Origin of the sequence: Paenarthrobacter sp. YJN-D (assembly GCF_015040335.1) — a bacterium.
Lineage (GTDB): Bacteria > Actinomycetota > Actinomycetes > Actinomycetales > Micrococcaceae > Arthrobacter > Arthrobacter nicotinovorans.
This window is the reverse complement of record NZ_CP053549.1, coordinates 865,107-880,513: the sequence shown is the minus strand read 5'-3', so window position 1 is coordinate 880,513 and position 15,407 is coordinate 865,107. Positions and strand designations below refer to the sequence as shown.

The 15,407-nt window shown below is 63.5% G+C and carries 16 protein-coding genes; 8 read left to right on the top strand and 8 right to left on the bottom strand.

Annotation, left to right across the window (positions count from 1 at the left end):
- Positions 1-44 precede the first annotated feature (44 nt).
- A complete protein-coding gene (locus HMI60_RS04085) occupies positions 45-1,160 on the top strand; it encodes an ABC transporter ATP-binding protein (RefSeq protein ID WP_055976093.1) in 1,116 nt (371 codons plus the stop codon).
- A 5-nt stretch (positions 1,161-1,165) separates the two neighbouring features.
- On the opposite strand, the gene HMI60_RS04080 is transcribed toward HMI60_RS04085, so the two are convergent.
- Both HMI60_RS04080 and HMI60_RS04075 read right to left on the bottom strand, forming a co-directional pair.
- Positions 1,166-2,458 carry an HNH endonuclease signature motif containing protein gene (locus HMI60_RS04080; protein ID WP_193591123.1) on the bottom strand — a complete coding sequence of 431 codons (1,293 nt, stop codon included), beginning with the start codon at positions 2,456-2,458 and terminating at the stop codon, positions 1,166-1,168.
- Between the two features lie 94 nt (positions 2,459-2,552).
- Entirely contained in the window at positions 2,553-3,641 is a 1,089-nt protein-coding gene (locus HMI60_RS04075; protein WP_193590608.1) for a YhcG family protein, read from the bottom strand.
- A gap of 60 nt (positions 3,642-3,701) precedes the next feature.
- Between HMI60_RS04075 and HMI60_RS04070 the strand changes: the two genes are divergently transcribed.
- Together HMI60_RS04070 and HMI60_RS04065 are read left to right on the top strand one after the other, a co-directional pair.
- Positions 3,702-4,193: a DNA alkylation repair protein gene (locus tag HMI60_RS04070; protein ID WP_039241721.1), complete on the top strand. Its 492-nt coding sequence runs from the start codon at positions 3,702-3,704 to the stop codon at positions 4,191-4,193.
- Between the two features lie 67 nt (positions 4,194-4,260).
- Positions 4,261-5,766, top strand: a complete 1,506-nt coding sequence (locus HMI60_RS04065; protein WP_193590607.1) for an FAD-dependent oxidoreductase — start codon at positions 4,261-4,263, stop codon at positions 5,764-5,766.
- Here the strand turns inward: HMI60_RS04065 and HMI60_RS04060 are convergent.
- On the bottom strand, positions 5,763-6,758 hold the full coding sequence (locus tag HMI60_RS04060; protein WP_193590606.1) for a hypothetical protein: 996 nt from the start codon (positions 6,756-6,758) through the stop codon (positions 5,763-5,765). The genes HMI60_RS04065 and HMI60_RS04060 overlap by 4 nt on opposite strands.
- Before the next feature lie 80 nt (positions 6,759-6,838).
- Here HMI60_RS04060 and HMI60_RS04055 point away from each other — a divergent pair, with 80 nt between their 5' ends.
- The 4 genes from HMI60_RS04055 to HMI60_RS04040 all read left to right on the top strand — a co-directional run bounded on the left by HMI60_RS04055 (position 6,839) and on the right by HMI60_RS04040 (position 11,323).
- On the top strand, positions 6,839-7,327 hold the full coding sequence (locus HMI60_RS04055; protein ID WP_193590605.1) for a DedA family protein: 489 nt from the start codon (positions 6,839-6,841) through the stop codon (positions 7,325-7,327).
- A 31-nt stretch (positions 7,328-7,358) separates the two neighbouring features.
- Entirely contained in the window at positions 7,359-8,162 is an 804-nt protein-coding gene (locus HMI60_RS04050; RefSeq protein WP_055976005.1) for a thioesterase family protein, read from the top strand.
- Entirely contained in the window at positions 8,162-8,911 is a 750-nt protein-coding gene (locus HMI60_RS04045; protein WP_018777782.1) for a lipoate--protein ligase A, read from the top strand. Before HMI60_RS04050 ends, HMI60_RS04045 begins: the two co-directional genes overlap by 1 nt.
- 84 nt (positions 8,912-8,995) lie before the next feature.
- The gene (locus tag HMI60_RS04040; protein WP_193590604.1) at positions 8,996-11,323 is read left to right on the top strand and encodes an FdhF/YdeP family oxidoreductase; all 2,328 of its coding nucleotides are present in this window, start codon (positions 8,996-8,998) and stop codon (positions 11,321-11,323) included.
- Between the two features lie 9 nt (positions 11,324-11,332).
- Here HMI60_RS04040 and HMI60_RS04035 read toward each other — a convergent pair whose 3' ends face one another.
- The 3 genes from HMI60_RS04035 to HMI60_RS04025 form a co-directional block, all read right to left on the bottom strand.
- Positions 11,333-11,971 carry an MBL fold metallo-hydrolase gene (locus tag HMI60_RS04035; protein WP_055975996.1) on the bottom strand — a complete coding sequence of 213 codons (639 nt, stop codon included), beginning with the start codon at positions 11,969-11,971 and terminating at the stop codon, positions 11,333-11,335.
- Positions 11,968-13,053, bottom strand: coding sequence for an S-(hydroxymethyl)mycothiol dehydrogenase (locus HMI60_RS04030; protein ID WP_018777779.1), 1,086 nt, complete (start codon positions 13,051-13,053; stop codon positions 11,968-11,970). Before HMI60_RS04030 ends, HMI60_RS04035 begins: the two co-directional genes overlap by 4 nt.
- Before the next feature lie 142 nt (positions 13,054-13,195).
- A complete protein-coding gene (locus HMI60_RS04025; RefSeq protein ID WP_018777778.1) occupies positions 13,196-13,453 on the bottom strand; it encodes a mycoredoxin in 258 nt (85 codons plus the stop codon).
- A 168-nt stretch (positions 13,454-13,621) separates the two neighbouring features.
- On the opposite strand from HMI60_RS04025, the gene HMI60_RS04020 reads away from it, so the two are divergent.
- A complete protein-coding gene (locus HMI60_RS04020; RefSeq protein WP_018777777.1) occupies positions 13,622-14,368 on the top strand; it encodes an SOS response-associated peptidase in 747 nt (248 codons plus the stop codon).
- Between the two features lie 3 nt (positions 14,369-14,371).
- Here HMI60_RS04020 and HMI60_RS04015 read toward each other — a convergent pair whose 3' ends face one another.
- Positions 14,372-14,761: a hypothetical protein gene (locus HMI60_RS04015; RefSeq protein ID WP_018777776.1), complete on the bottom strand. Its 390-nt coding sequence runs from the start codon at positions 14,759-14,761 to the stop codon at positions 14,372-14,374.
- 59 nt (positions 14,762-14,820) lie between these two features.
- Positions 14,821-15,357: a TetR/AcrR family transcriptional regulator gene (locus HMI60_RS04010; protein WP_055975987.1), complete on the bottom strand. Its 537-nt coding sequence runs from the start codon at positions 15,355-15,357 to the stop codon at positions 14,821-14,823.
- Between the last annotated feature and the right edge of the window lie 50 nt (positions 15,358-15,407).

The following is a 15,407-nucleotide window of genomic DNA, read 5'->3' as shown; positions in this document are numbered from 1 at the left end:
AACAAGCCCCTTCCCGACTTCCGTCGCCCCGGGTGGCACCCTCCGTGGCCCCGACCACGAACTCACACCTGGACATTTCCGAGGTCACCAAGAATTTCGGTTCCCAGGCTGTCCTTAAAGGAGTGAACCTCTCGGTCGCCCGCGGCGGGACCACCGCCATCGTTGGCCCGTCCGGCTCCGGTAAAACCACGTTGCTTCGGCTCATCGCGGGCTTCGAACATCCGAACACCGGTTCCATCAGCTTGAACGGCCTTCCCGTGGCGGGAGAAGGAGTCAAGGTCCCGGCGCATAAACGCCACGTCGGGTACGTTGCCCAGGACGGTGCACTGTTCCCGCACCTGACCGTTGGACAGAACGTCGCCTTCGGTTTGGATGCCGGCAAGCTCGACGGCGGCCGCCGGGCTGTGCGGGCCCGTGTGGAAGAACTGTTGGACATGGTCTCCTTGGACCCCGCCATGGCAAAGCGACGTCCGCATCAGCTCTCCGGCGGGCAGCAGCAACGCGTCGCCTTGGCCCGTGCGCTGGCTCGTGAACCGGAACTGATGCTCCTGGACGAGCCCTTCTCGGCCCTCGACGCAGGCCTGAGGGTGGCCACCCGCCGTGCCGTGGCGAAAGTTCTCAACGCCGCAGGAGTGACCACCATCCTGGTCACCCACGATCAGGCAGAGGCCTTGTCCTTCGCCGACCAAGTGGCCATCATGCGTGGCGGGCGGCTGGCCCAGATCGGCAACCCCTTCGTGGTGTACACCCGTCCGGCAGACCGGGCCACGGCAGAATTCCTGGGCGAAGCAGTCATTCTCGACGCTTGGATGGAGGGCTCCCTGGCGACGTGTTCCCTCGGTGGCATTGCCGTCCGGCGACCACCGGCCCAGGGGAAGGTCCAGCTCATGCTGCGCCCGGAACAAATCCGGATTGCCCCGGATGGCCCGATCCGTGGCGTTGTGGTCGATACCGACTACTTCGGCCCCGAAACAACGGTGCGAATCAAGCTGGGCGCTTACACGGCCCTGGATGGGGCCGGGCAGGGCCAAAGCCATCGCTACCCGGGCGGTGGCGAGATCATTACCATCCGGCACTGGAACGCGTCGATCACCAGGCCGGGCACGGAACTTTGCCTCCGTGTGGTGGGTGAAGGAGTGGCTTTCCCTGTAGGGGAGTAGCCAGCTCAGGTGCCAGCTGCCGTGACACGCAGGTGGCCCGGCAGGGGAGGAGCCTGGGAACGGTAGCTATGCCCGGTGGGCGTCCGGACTTCCAAGGTATGGACGGAGTCGGTGTCGTTCCGGCCCGGCTCTGTTTTGCTGCTCCAACCCGGGTTTTCTTTAGTGTGGTTGCAAGCCTCGCAAAGTCCGGCGCCGTTGTCCAACGAGGTGGATCCGCCACGACGCCAGGGGACTATGTGGTCGATGTGCCGAATGGGCGCGTCGCAGTACGGTGTCCGGCACAGGTTGTCACGAACCTCTCGGCGCATTCCCTGCGGAAAGAAGCGGGACCTCGAGTCCTCGGCGATGAGCTCCCCGGTGCCGGGGGCTGTGTAGAGGCGGCGAAGCCAAACATGGAAATCACTGTCGGGATCGCCGAGGGTCTTCGTTGTGGATACAAGGTCTCTGGCCCACTGGGCGGGGACAACCCCATAGCCGGTCAGCCGCGCCGGTTCTGAGTCGTTGGCCAGGAGGGTGCGGTCTGTCATCACCAGCTGCAGGTCAATCCCGGAATAGCCGGCGGATGAACCTGTGATCCGCTCAACCAGGGTGTCGGCCATAACTTGGCCCCGACCGCGTTGCTCACCACCAGGACGGGACCGGGCTGAGTCGGCGGCCCGCGTGAGTGCCGCGTAGGCTGCGACGCCTTGGGCTACCGGAAGCAGGGCGGTCAGGATGGTCATCGTGTCAGGTGCCGACCGCAGACTCACGGTCCTCTCATTCGCGGCACGTGCAGCCCGCTGGGTTACCGAACGCGGATCACGGCGATAGGCTGCGGCTTTAGCAGCGGCAATGATGGCCTTGTCCCCGGCGCCTTCGAAGGTTCCGGTATCCGGCGCGAGCTCTTCATCCACGGCCGCCCGATCCTCAACGGACAAGCAGGCGGTCTCCTTGACGAGTAGGGTGGCTCTCCACTCATTCAACAGTCCCGCATCCACGGCGGCCATGGTGTGCGGCATCTCCGTGACCAATGCCCGGGCCAAGCCAAGGAGTCGGGAGCCACGGTTTGGGGATTCCCGCCGGGCGAGCGCCACTTGCGCGGCTACACCCTTGCCACGCTCGGAAGCCGGGACTCCGGCCTCAGCCTGCTCAGCGCGTTGGGCAAGGTCGAAGGCCACAGTGATTTTGGCCTGAAGTCCCGAGATGGCCGACTTCATGTCTGCCAGTACCCGCAGTTGGTTGATCAGATCCCTGCTTATCGAGCTGGGAGTGGCTGAGCCTGGAACGGCGGGAAACTCCCGGTCAGACGGAACCGGCATCAGCGCGGCGCTGACTCCTGCACCCACTGGTCTCTCCGGCTTTCGTCCCACGTTCCTACTTTGACAGGAGGCTCCGACATTATTAGCCGACGGGCTAACCCCGTAGCCGGGCAGCCTCACTCGCCAGCTCGGCTTCCAAGGCCTCAATGCTGGGCAGGCTCGCAACCAACTCCTCGGGCAACGAGTCGGCCAGGGAAGTCCGCCACTCCGCGATGCCCACAGGTGCGTTGAAGCCGCGTAAGGCGTACTCGGCCACGACGCTGTTCTTCTCCTTGCACAACAGCAACCCGATCGTGGGTTTGTCGTCAGGGTGCGCCATGAGGTCATCCACCGCTGCCATGTACATACCCAACTGGCCGAGGAAGCCGGGCTCGAACTTCACGGCCTTCAGCTCGATCACCATGTAGCAGCGCAGTTTCAGGTGGTAGAACAGCAAGTCGGCGAAGAACTCGTCGCCGGCAATCTCCAGCCGGACTTGCTCGCCCACAAAAGCAAAACCCTGGCCCAGTTCCAAAAGGAATTTCTCCACGTGCTTCACCAACTGCAGCTCCAGGTCCCGTTCGGTGTGACGGTCAGTCATGGATAGGAAGTCAAAGACGTAGGGGTCCTTGGTTGCCTGCTGGGCGAGGTCCGAGTCGGCGGGGACCATGGTGGCCTTGAAGTTGGTGATCGCTTGCCCTGACCGCTCGTGCAGGCGGGTGGAGATCTGGTGCGTCAGCACGTTGCGCGACCAGCCATGCCGGGCAGCCGCCGCTGCGTACCAAAGCCGCGTTGCGGCGTCGTCGAGCTTTTCGAGCAAGGCGATCTGGTGGTACCAGGGCAATGTTGCAAGCGGCGCTTGCAACATTGGAAAGTCGGGCCATGCCTGGGCGAAGCTCTTCATGTAGCGCAGGTTCCTGGGGGAGAAGCCCTTGGCTTCAGGGAATCTGGTGCGGATGTCGGCGGACAAGCGGGTGACCACCTTTGCTCCCCAGCCTTGCTCGGATTCACGCTCGGCGAGCTGGCGTCCGATGCTCCAGTACGAGTTCAGCAACTCCGAGTTGGCAGCGGCCTGGGCGCGGGTCCTGCCCACCCGGATTTCCCGGGCCACGGTGTTGAGCAGCGTGGGGTACCAATCGGGCATGGAGGACGCAGCCGGCACGCCTGGAAACGAGGCCTCGGTTGCGAGCTCTTTGGACGGCATGTTGCTCCTGTCGATTGCTGGTGTCATCACGCTAAGACCGGGCACTGACAAAATAGACGGGTGAGTGAAGCTGGCGAATTCGTGGACTACACACTGCAGATGGAATCGACGTGGGAGCGGGCAGAAGAGGCCAGTGCGCGTCTCGGCGAAGCCTTGAAAGTGTATGGCGCCTCCGTGGGGGCTGTTCGCGGGACAATCCGGGATGCGCTGAAGCGTTACAAGAACCTCGGGCATGACGAGATCACGGCGCTCAGCTCTGAATTGTGGGAACAGCCGGTCTTTGAGCGCCGTCTGGCCGCGGTGGTGTTGCTGCAGAGCAAAGTCGGTGTCCTCATTAACACAGACCTCACCCGGATCGAAGGCTTTATCAGGCAGTCCGGCACCAGGGAGCTGGTGAACCCGCTTGCCACTGATGTGGTGGGTCCGCTGCTGGCACGGCTGGAAGGCCGGGCAAGGGAACGCGCTGAACGCGTGCTGGAGCGTTGGGCTGAAGATCCCGACCCTGAGCTTCGGCGAGCAGCGGCATTGGCCTCAGGTGCTGCCACCCCTTGATAAGCATCAGAGACCGGCCTAGCGTTTCCCTACCGCGTACCAGCGGAATCGAGAGGCAGGTCGATCCATGAAATCGCTGTGGTTGGACAGGGAGTCCCGCTTCACATCCGATGCCGTCCCCGAAGAAAAGCACTTTGACACGATAGTTGTGGGTGCCGGGTTGACGGGCATGGTGGCGGCATTGTTGTTGTCCCGTTCCGGTCAGCGCGTGGTGGTCTTCGAGGCGCGCACCTTGGGGGCGGTGACCACCGGCAACACCACGGGCAAAGTGAGCCTCCTGCAAGGTGGGGCGTTGTCGGCCCTGCGCGGCCAATATCCGCTCAAAGTGGTCCGGGCCTATGTCGAAGCCAACAAGACGGGGCAGGCGTGGCTCACCCAGTACATGGAGCAGCAGGGCGTCCCCTTCCAGCGCCGGACCGCGGTCACCTTCGCCACCACGGACGACGGCGGCCAGCGGCTCCGGAAGGAAGCTGCCGTTTCGAGGGACGCGGGTTTGGATGTCCATTTCAGCCGCGATCCCGGATTGCCGTTCCCGGTCGTGGAGGCGCTGGAGCTGGAAGACCAGGCCCAGATCCATCCCATGGATGTCCTGGAGACCCTCGCCAATGATATCCGGGAACACGGTGGCCTGATCGTCGAAGGCGTGCAGGTCCGGAATGTGGGCTCAGAACTGCCCCTTGGGGTTTCCACCAGCCGGGGCACGTTTACGGCCGACACTGTTGTGGTGGCCACGGGAACGCCCATCCTTGACCGCGGCCTGTACTTCGCCAAGCTGGAACCCAACCGTTCCTACGCGGCCGCCCTTCGCATGCCAGGCCACATACCCCAAGGGATGTACCTGTCCGTCGACGCGCCCACCCGGTCCCAGCGTACCTATCCCGCTCCTGACGGCGAGTTGCTCCTGGTAGGCGGGTACGGCCACACCGCGGGCCGCGCGATGTCGCCGCAGTCGCATCTCGATGACCTGCTGGGATGGGCCAACCAGCACTACCCCGGCGCCGAGGTCACCCACAGGTGGTCGGCACAGGATTATCAGGCAACCAACCTCATGCCGTTCTTCGGCAAGCTGCCCCGGGGGCGCGGAAGGATCTTCTTCGGCACCGGCTACAACAAGTGGGGGATGAGCAACGGCGTCGCCGCAGCGTTGTCCATCACCTCTGACATTCTGGGCGGCCAGTCCGACTGGGCCACCACCATCCATCACCGGGTGACGTCACCCCAAGGGGCCTTTCAAGCCGTGAGGCTCAACGCCAGTACCGCGAAACGAATGATCGAAGATAAGGCGAAAGTCAGGAAGAACCCCGAAATTACAGACGAGACGCATCCACCCGAAGGGACCGGCGTCGTCGGGTTGTACAAAGGCGAACCCGCCGCGGTTTCCACCGTCGACGGCAAGGTCTGCATGGTCTCCGCCAGCTGTGCCCACTTGGGCGGCCTGCTGACCTGGAACGACGCCGAGAAATCATGGGACTGCCCGCTTCACGGTTCAAGGTTCACGCCCGAAGGGACATATCTTGAGGGGCCGGCAACCCATGACCTGGACAAGACGGTGGGCAAGAAAGCGAAGGACTAGCCAAGCCGGTCGACGCGGCGCTGGGCCTGGTCTGCGCTGCGTCGGAGTTGGGTTGCTGTCCTGACTGCGAGCTTCTTGCCGGACTCCGCGGAGTCCGCATCACGCGCAAGGCCAATGAGGTCGGCTTCCAGCGACGCCAGGCGTTTCTTCACCTCGGCAATTTCCGCCTCGACGTCCGAGCGGCGGCGAGCCAGTTCGTTAACGGCCTCCCAAGCCTCGGAAGCTTTCTTCTCGGCGTCCTGTGCCTCCCTGTCGGCGGCCTGGAATTCGTCCTGGGCCTGCTTCAAGGCAGCCTGACGTTTTGCCGCGCGGCGATCGGCCAGGGAAGTTGCTTGTTCCTTGGTTGCTTGTTCCTTGGGTGCTTGTTCCTTCGGTTCCTTTTCCTTGTTTGCCGCTTCCTTGGCAGCAGCTGCTTTCTTCCGGACTGGCTCCGCGGCCGGCCCTGCTTCGGTCCCCGCCGCGCTGCCGGAGCCAGCGATGTCCTCCGCAGAGGCCGCTGCGACGGCGTCCGTCAGGTCTACGGACTCGAAGCCACTTCCGCTCAGCCCCCGCACCAGTCTCCCCGTGCCTACGGCCCGCGCAGCTCCGGCGTCGGCCATGGCTGCCCTGAGCGTTTGTTCCACGTCCGATGCCGCGGCCGCGCTCAGTGGCGCGCCCAATTCACCGGCAAGATCCTTTGCGGCGTGGACGGCGGACGTCAATTGCCCCTGCCGCTGCTGGCTGAGTTCTCGGAACGCCGCGGCATCCGATTCTTCCTGGGCGGCGCGCAGGGATGCGCCGAAACGCACGACGCCGTCAATCACCTCCGGCCTGTGGGCCGCCAGCATGTTGATGGCCCAGGCGCCGGCGGCCGGCTTGGGCAGGCGGCCAATCTCTTGTGCGAGTTCCTTATTACCGTCTTCTTTGGCCGCGCGCACCAACGACGTTCGTGCGGAGGTGAAGTCGCGAGGCAGCACGGCGTACAGCTCCTGGGCGGCCTCATGGAGATCCATGGATCCATCCTAGGGTTCCGTTACTGCCGTTGCCGTGAGCGAATCTTCAAAGCGCCGGGGCTTAGGGTAGCCTAAGTCGAGTGGACCAGATCATGAGTTTGCCCTTCGGCGTCGCCTTGGCAGCGCTGTTCGCCATCGTCATGATCCGTGTCAATGTCACGTACTGGATTGGTCGTGGGGCAGTTACCGGCTTTTCCCATACCCGTTTGGGGGCATCGCTGGAGCGGCCCAAAGCGGCCCGCGCCCAAGTCCTCATACAGCGATGGGGACCCTACGCCGTCGTGCTTTCTTTCCTGACCATCGGCCTGCAGACGGCCATCAACCTGGCCGCCGGAGTGGCGCGCATGCCACTGAGGCGTTACCTGCCGGCCGCCATAGCGGGATCGGTGATCTGGGCTTTCCTCTATGCGACCATTGGGCTCGCAGCGCTTGAGGCATGGCTGGCTGTCGCCGCAACATCGCCGCTTGGAGCGGCCATCGGCTTGGTTGTGGTGGCTGCCGCGGTTGTCTGGGTAGTTGTGATCCGCAGGCGTCGGGCAGCACGCAAATCAGCGGATACAGTGGTCTGAGTTCTACTGCTGGATCGGCGAAAGGCTCGGATTGACTACTGCATTACCGGAACTGGCGGACGGTGATTTCTACTACGAATCATTGGGTGATGGCCGTTTCCGCTCGACGATCCACGCCCAAGGCGCCTGGAATCCGCACGAACAACACATGGCACCGGCCTCGGGCATCCTCGCCGATGCCCTGGTTCGGCATGAGCCCAGGGGCGATGTCCGTCTTGCCCGGATCAGCTATGAAATCCTGGGCCTCATCCCCGGTGGCGAGTTTCAGGTCACCACCTCGACGCTGAGGCCGGGAAAGACCATCGAACTGATTCAGGCTGAACTTTCAGCAGCCGGTCGCGTGGCCATTCGGGCTGCGGCCTGGCGGATGATCACCAGCGATACCAGCGCGGTTGCGGCGGTGGAGGACGAACCCCTGCCTGCTCCGGACGAATGCAAGCCCTGGGATGGTGCCAGCGTTTGGCCAGGCGGGTATATCCGGTCCCTGGAGATGCGTCTTGCCGAGGGGCACCGACCGGGCTCGGGAAAGGTCTGGATCCGGACGTCCCATCCGCTGACGGACCAGGCGGACAGCACGGACCTGGCCAGGCTGATGGGCCTCGTGGATACTGCCAACGGTATTGCGGCACGTGTTCCGCCGGGCGAAGACAGCTACATCTTCCCGAACGTTGACCTGCAGATCCACATGTATCGCTCGCCCTCCGGCGAATGGCTGGGCCTGGACAACAAGGTCTCGTTTGGCGCCGATGGAATCGGGTTGACCTCCACGGTCCTTCATGACGTCCACGGGCCCTTCGGCAGGGCCGAGCAGATCCTGACGCTGAGGAAAAGCTGATGCAGGCAGCCGCCGAAACCCGCAAGCAGCTCACGGTTTACCGGCAACAGGAATCCCTCGGAGCTGCCGGCGACCTCGATTTTGCCCTGGAACTGTTGAAGCGTGCCCGCGGTGGCCAGCTGGGCCCTTCCCTTCGCTTGTACCGTCCCGAACCCACGGTCGCGTTCGGTCAGCGGGACGCCAACCTGCCGGGATTCGCCGCTGCGGAAACAGCCTGCCGGGAGCTGGGTTTCGAACCACTCATACGCAAGGCAGGCGGCCGTGCTGCCGCGTATCACCAAGGCAGCCTGGTGATAGACCACATCGAGCCGCATCCGGACGCCATTGTCCGTGCAAAGGCGCGCTTCGCGGAGTTCGGGGAGCTGCTGGCCAGTGCCCTTCGCAGCGTTGGCGTCCATGCCGCCGTCGGCGAGATCCCGGGGGAGTACTGCCCGGGTGAGTTCAGCGTGCACGGCGAGGACCCTGATTTTCCCGCCCACCGGATCAAGCTCATCGGCACCGCCCAGCGGGTGGTCTCCGGCGGCTGGTTGTTCAGTTCGGTGATCGTGGTGGAAAACTCCGGGCCCATCCGGGACGTGCTCACAGCCAGTTACGGCGCACTCGGCCTGGAGTGGGACCCGGCAACTGCCGGCGCTGCCAATGATCTGGTGCCGCATCTGGATGTCACCACCGTGGAGGCCGCCGTCGTCGAGGCTTACCGCGGTTATGCGGACGTGGTCGACGGCGACTTCCGCAGTCTTGCGGGTTGACCGCCTCAGCTTCGTTGAGCCTGTTGCACGCCGGGTTTAGGCTGGGGTGATCAGTTACCCAATCACGCGAATCGCGGTGTAGCGATGGGCCGGAAACAGCATCCCATAGAGGATTCCGACGCGGAACTCAGCGTCGGTCCACCCAAACGGTCCGCTGGTGGTTTGCCGAGCTTGACTGAGACACTGCCGCACGCCATGTCGTCCATGGGGCCGGTGAGGGCCTGGAAGACACTCCGGGCTGTCAACCAAAAAGACGGCTTTGACTGCATGAGCTGTGCGTGGCCCGATCCCCCCGAACGCAAACGTGCTGAATTTTGTGAGAATGGCGCCAAAGCCATCGGCTGGGAGGCGGAGCCGCTCAGGATCCCTGCCGCTTTCTGGGCGGAAAATACCTTGGCTTCTTTGGCGCACCGGCCGGAGTATTGGCTCGGCCAGCAGGGCCGTCTGGTGGAACCGGTGTACAAAGCTGCAGGCGCGGACCGGTATGTGCCCATTGGCTGGGACGAGGCGTTCGGAATCATCGCACAGGAGTTGAACGCCCTTGAGTCGCCGGACCAGGCTACGTTCTATACGAGCGGGCGGACCAGCAACGAGGCCGCCTTCCTCTACCAACTGTTCGTACGGGCTTTCGGGACGAACAACCTTCCCGACTGCTCAAATATGTGCCACGAGTCCACTGGCGTTGCCATGGGCGAGACGATCGGTGTAGGCAAATCAGCGATTACGTACAAGGACTTCGCGGCATCGGACTTGATCATCATCATGGGACAGAACCCGGGCACCTGCCATCCACGGATGCTGACCGCGTTGGAAGAGGCCAAACAGGCGGGCGCGAAGATCGTGGCCGTGAATCCCCTGCCGGAAGCGGGCCTGATCAATTTCCGGAACCCCCAGCGTCCCCGGGGCCTGGTTGGAAAGGGCACGGACCTGGCGGATCAGTTCCTGCAGATCCGCTTGGCCGGCGACATGGCGTTATTGCAAGCAGTATCCAAGCGGGTCCTTGATGCTGAAAGCGCGGCGCCCGGGACAGTCCTGGACAGGGCCTTCATCGATACCCAATGCCAGGGTTTCGTGGGTTTTGCCGCGCACCTGGCAACACTGGGCGAAAGCGAAGTCCTTGCCGCGACAGGGCTGAGCAGCGACGAAATCGATGAACTCGCTGAAAGCTACCTTCACGCCGGAAAAGTCATCATCACCTGGGCCATGGGGCTGACCCAGCATAAGAAGGCCGTGTCCACCATCAAGGAGATCATTAACCTCCTGCTGCTGCGCGGTAACATCGGCAAGCCGGGAGCCGGTCCGTCTCCCATCAGGGGCCACAGCAATGTCCAGGGCGACCGGACCATGGGCATTTGGGAAAAGATGCCACCACGGTTCCTTGCCGCCCTGCGGGATGAGTTCGGCTTCGATCCGCCCCGGAATCCCGGCGTTGACGCAGTGGACAGTATCCGCGGTATGCGGGACGGCAGGATCAAAGTGTTGGTGGCGCTCGGTGGCAACCTCGTCCACGCGATTTCGGACACCGCAGTGGCGGAGGAAGCCGTCAGGCGGACGCGCTTGTCCGTGCAGATCTCCACCAAGCTGAACCGGTCACATGTGGTGGTTGGTGAGCAGGCGCTGATCCTGCCCGCTTTGGGACGCACGGAGATAGACCGGCAGGGTGGGGTTGCACAGTTCGTCACTGTGGAGGACACGGTATGCGCGGTGCACAGCTCCGCCGGTACGTTGGAGCCGATCGCTGCCGGCGTGATGTCCGAGGTCGCCATTGTTACCCGTTTGGCTGAAGCGGTCCTTGGCGCCAAGGTGCCGGTTGATTGGTCGGGTTTGCGGTCCGACTACGACGCCATCCGCGACCATATCGCGCACGTTGTGCCAGGTTTTGACGGCTTCAATGACCGTATTCGCCAGAAAGATGGCTTTGTTCTGCCGCACGGACCCAGGGACAGCCGGACGTTCCCGACCCCCTCCGGAAAGGCCATGTTCACGGTCAATGATCTGGAGACCATCGAGCTGCCGAAAGGGCGGCTGATTTTGCAGACCATCCGGTCCCATGACCAGTTCAACACCACGATGTATTCGTTGAACGACCGCTACAGGGGTATCAGGAAGGGGCGCATGGTTCTGTTCGTCAATCCCCAGGACCTTGGGGAGTTGAGTCATGAGGACGGTTCCTACGTGGACGTTCACAGCGAGGCCGACGACGGCGTGGACCGGGTTCTGCGTCAACTGCGGGTGGTTGCGTACCCGACCGCCAGGGGCTGCGCGGCTGCGTACTACCCCGAAGCGAACGTTCTCGTCCCGCTGGACTCGACAGCAGACGAAAGCAACACACCTGCTTCGAAGTCGGTGATTATTCGCCTTGAGCCGGCCGCCGCCCCGGAGTTCGAGGGGGCGGCTGGCAAGGAGGGTTGAGGCGCAGGGTCAGTGGCCGCGAGCTATCCATTCATCCAGGTGCGGTTTCTCCGCGCCGATGGTGGTGGTGTCGCCATGGCCCGTGCGGACAACGGTCTCTTCGGGCAGTGTCAGGAGTTTGGTCCTGATGGACTCGATGATGGTGGGGAAGTCGCTGTAGGAACGCCCTGTTGCACCTGGTCCGCCCTGGAAAAGGGTGTCTCCGCTGAAGAGCGTGCCTTCGCTGGGCAGGTGGAAGGACACCGAGCCGGGTGAATGACCGGGCGTATGGATTGCCGTGAGCTGTGTACCGGCCACAGTGAACTCCTGGCCGTCCGTGATGGCAGCGTCAGGGTTCTGCCCGGGGAACACCGTTTCCCACAGCATCCAGTCGTCCTGGTGCAGGTGGATGGGTGCTTTGACCAGTTCGCGGAATTCGCCTGCCGAGCTGATGTGGTCGTCGTGTCCGTGCGTGAGCAGGATTGCTGTGACCGTGCGGCCATTCACGGCGTCCAAGATCGCGGCAGGGTTGTGGGCGGGGTCTATGACGATGCATTCGGAGTCGTCGCCGATGATCCAGACGTTGTTGTCCACGTCCCAGGTGCCACCGTCCAGGGAGAAGGTTCCGGAAGTGACGACGTTGCTGATGCTGAGGCTATCGGTGCTCACAGTTCAACCACCGATCGCAGGACGGCGCCGTGGTGCATTTTGTCGAAGGCCTCTTCCACCTGGTCGATGGTGATGCGTTCGGTGACGAAGGCGTCCAGGTCCAGCTTGCCTTGTTTGTAGAGGTCCACCAGCATGGGGAAATCGCGGGACGGCAGGCAGTCGCCGTACCAGGAGGATTTGAGGGACCCGCCGCGGCCGAAAACGTCCAGCAAGGGCAGTTCGAGGGTCATCTCCGGCGTGGGAACGCCGACAAGGACGACGGTGCCGGCCAGGTCGCGTGCGTAGAAGGCCTGCTTGTAGGTTTCGGGACGTCCGACGGCGTCGATCACCACATCTGCGCCGAAGCCGCCGGTGAGAGCACGGATTTCCTCGACGGGGTCCCCTGCGGAGGAATCAACGGTATGCGTGGCGCCCAGGTCCTTGGCGCGTTCGAGCTTCTTGGCGTCGATGTCCACGGCGATGATGGTGGTGGCGCCGGCGAGCGCGGCGCCGGCGATGGCTGCGACACCCACGCCACCGCAACCGATGACGGCGACTGAATCGCCGCGTTTGACTCCGCCGGTGTTCAGGGCTGCGCCGAGCCCTGCCATGACACCGCAGCCGAGCAGTCCAACGGCGGCAGCGTCAGCGTCGGGGTCTACTTTGGTGCACTGGCCCGCGGCGACCAAGGTCTTTTCGATGAAGGCTCCGATGCCCAGCGCCGGGGAGAGTTCGGTGCCGTCTTCGAGTGTCATCTTCTGGGTGGCGTTGTGGGTGTTGAAGCAGTACTGGGCCTGACCGCGTTTGCAGGCGCGGCAGTTGCCGCAGACGGCACGCCAGTTCAGGACAACGCGGTCGCCGGGGGCTACTTCCGTGACGTCAGGGCCGACCGCGCTGACCACGCCGGTTGCTTCGTGGCCCAGCAGGAAGGGGAAGTCGTCGCTGATGCCGCCGAGCTTGTAGTGCAGATCGGTGTGGCAGACGCCGCTGGTGAGGATGTCCACCAGGGCTTCGCCGGGGCCGGGTTCGGGCACAAGGATGGTTTCGAGGGTTGCGGGTGCGCCTTTGGATCGGACGACGACGCCTTTGACTGCGTGGACCATTGGAGTGGTTCCCTTCGGGCTCGCGGAGGGCGGGCCCGGTTAATGCAGCAGGGCCCGCTACGGATTCCCATTCTGTCTATCACAGGTGGCAGACAGTGTGCGGATTGTTCCGAGCGGGCCCAGCGGCCGTATGCGGATGGACCTAGGCGGCGAGGCGGCTTTCCACCTCGGACGCCGAGGGGTTGGTCGCGGCCGTGCCGTCCGGGAAGAGGACGGTGGGTACCGTGCGGTTGCCTCCGTTGAGCTGCTCGACGAGTTCGGCCGTGCCATCTACTTCTTCGATGTTGATCTCGGTGTAGCCGATGCCCTTGGCGTCCAGCTGCTTCTTCAAGCGGTTGCAGTAGCCGCACCAGGTGGTCGAGAACATGGTGATGGTGCCGGAGTCGGGAGTGAAATCCACAGAGCTCTCCTCAGTATTTGTCGTTTGCACGGAGTGGTTCGTTCGTAACAACGGTAACCCGGTGCCGAATAATTCCCGTCCGGCGACGAAGACGGGTTGCCTCACACGCCCACGCTGGTGCGTTTTCCCGGGAAAGGGCAGACTGTTGCCATGTGTGGACGTTACGTAATGGCCCGTGCGGTGGGAGACCTGCTCGCCGATTTTGATGCCGAACTTGAGAACGAGATCGCCCTGGAGAAGTCCTGGAATGTTGCCCCGACGGACGCGGTTCCGATCGTTTTGGAGCGGTTGGTCGATGACAACGTCAAGAGGCAGCTCCATGTAGCCAAGTGGGGGCTGGTGCCTTCTTGGGCAAAGGATCCCAAGGGCGGGGCACGGCTCATCAATGCCCGCAGCGAGACCCTTCTGGAAAAGCCTTCCTTCAAGAAGGCTGCTGTGGCCCGCCGGTGTGCGGTGCCGGCTGACGGCTACTACGAGTGGAAGAAGGGCGAGGGAAAGAACAAGCAGCCCTATTATGTTCATCCGGGCGACGCGCACGGTCTGGTGTTTGCCGGTTTGTATGAGTGGTGGCGGGACCAGGCGGCACCGGCGGACGATCCCGGCCGCTGGCTACTGTCGATGTCCATCCTCACCGCAGACACTCCGACGGCGGACTCGGCCCGAACACGGCGCAGCGCCTCCGTGTTCGACGAACTCACTGCGCTCCATGACCGTGTTCCGTTGCCGATGAGCACAGAGACAATGGAGGCATGGCTGGATCCGCGGGAGAAGGACGCCGCAGGGCTGGTGGACATGGTCCGTTCGAGGGCGCACGATGCTGCTGCTGACTGGACGCTGGACCCGGTGGGGACCGCCGTCGGAAATGTCCGCAACAACTCACCGGAACTTATCGAACCGGTGGAAGGACTCTTCTGAGAGTCAGAGTGCTTCGTTCACCGGTACGCCGGACTGGAATTCCCGGCCGTCAGCTTCGCTGAAGGCGGTCATGACGTGGCCTTTGCTGAGTCCGTGGATGGCGGACATGGGGAAGTTCCCGGTGATGACGTTGCCGGAATGCTCCACGCCTTTGATGTCGTAGTTTTCCTCCGCGCTGAGCGAGTGGTTGAAGGAATAGAACGAAATCGCTTCGCCGTTCATGAACTCGATGCCGAGCCGGCGCTGTGAGGAGTAGTCTTCGCTGGCAGCAACAAGGCCCACGACGTAAGCGCCGGAGCCTGGTATGTTGCCGTCAATTTCGAATCGGGCCACGAGGTGGTCGTCCGCGGCGGAGATGTTGACCTGCTTCAGGAGTGCGTCATTGGTGCTCATGCCACAATCCTGCTCTGCGGACCGGCTGCCGTCCACCCCTCCGGGTCATCCAGGGCCGCTCACCCTTCCAGGAGCAGTTGGATGTTTTTGGCGACAGCTGCCTTGTCGACGCCTTTGCCCTTGCGTGCGGTGAGCAGGTGCAAGGCCAGGCCGTCGCTGTAATCGGATACCGCTTCGGCGCGGGCCCGGGGATCGGATAATCCCAGGCGTTCGAGCAGCTGCGCCAAAGCGGAGACCAGCCGCTCATGACCGGCGGCCACTGTTTCGGGCTGGTCGAGGGCGAAGACGAATCGCGCCCTGGTGAGCGGGGCGTTCGTATCGGTGAGTCCCATGACCGCAGCGGCGAGCTGCTCCGCCAAGGCCGCCGTCGTCGTCGGAAGCTCCCTGTGGTCACCTTGCAGCAGGAGGCTGTCCAGTTCTTCAACGCGGTCGACGGCGGCACCCACCAGGGCCGCGCGGTTGCGGAAGTAGTTCGACGTGGTTCCGAGGGCGACGCCGGCCCGGGCATCGACGGCACGGTGGGTCAGTCCTTTGAGGCCCTGCTCGGCGACGACGGCGAGCGCGGCGTCGGCTAGCTGGGTTCGTCGGTCGGCCATGGCCAAAGTCTAGCTTCACTCCCTGTTGTTACTACAAATGTAGTAGTACA

Bases quoted from the DNA above. Each gene is read 5' to 3' on its own strand.
- HMI60_RS04060 (WP_193590606.1), bottom strand. From the start codon at position 6,758: ATGGATCTCCATGAGGCCGCCCAGGAGCTGTACGCCGTGCTGCCTCGC.
- HMI60_RS04065 (WP_193590607.1), top strand. From the start codon at position 4,261: ATGAAATCGCTGTGGTTGGACAGGGAGTCCCGCTTCACATCCGATGCC.
- HMI60_RS04075 (WP_193590608.1), bottom strand. From the start codon at position 3,641: ATGCCGTCCAAAGAGCTCGCAACCGAGGCCTCGTTTCCAGGCGTGCCG.
- HMI60_RS04015 (WP_018777776.1), bottom strand. From the start codon at position 14,761: ATGAGCACCAATGACGCACTCCTGAAGCAGGTCAACATCTCCGCCGCG.
- HMI60_RS04045 (WP_018777782.1), top strand. From the start codon at position 8,162: ATGCAGGCAGCCGCCGAAACCCGCAAGCAGCTCACGGTTTACCGGCAA.
- HMI60_RS04040 (WP_193590604.1), top strand. From the start codon at position 8,996: ATGGGCCGGAAACAGCATCCCATAGAGGATTCCGACGCGGAACTCAGC.
- HMI60_RS04030 (WP_018777779.1), bottom strand. From the start codon at position 13,053: ATGGTCCACGCAGTCAAAGGCGTCGTCGTCCGATCCAAAGGCGCACCC.
- HMI60_RS04010 (WP_055975987.1), bottom strand. From the start codon at position 15,357: ATGGCCGACCGACGAACCCAGCTAGCCGACGCCGCGCTCGCCGTCGTC.
- HMI60_RS04020 (WP_018777777.1), top strand. From the start codon at position 13,622: ATGGCCCGTGCGGTGGGAGACCTGCTCGCCGATTTTGATGCCGAACTT.
- HMI60_RS04080 (WP_193591123.1), bottom strand. From the start codon at position 2,458: ATGCCGGTTCCGTCTGACCGGGAGTTTCCCGCCGTTCCAGGCTCAGCC.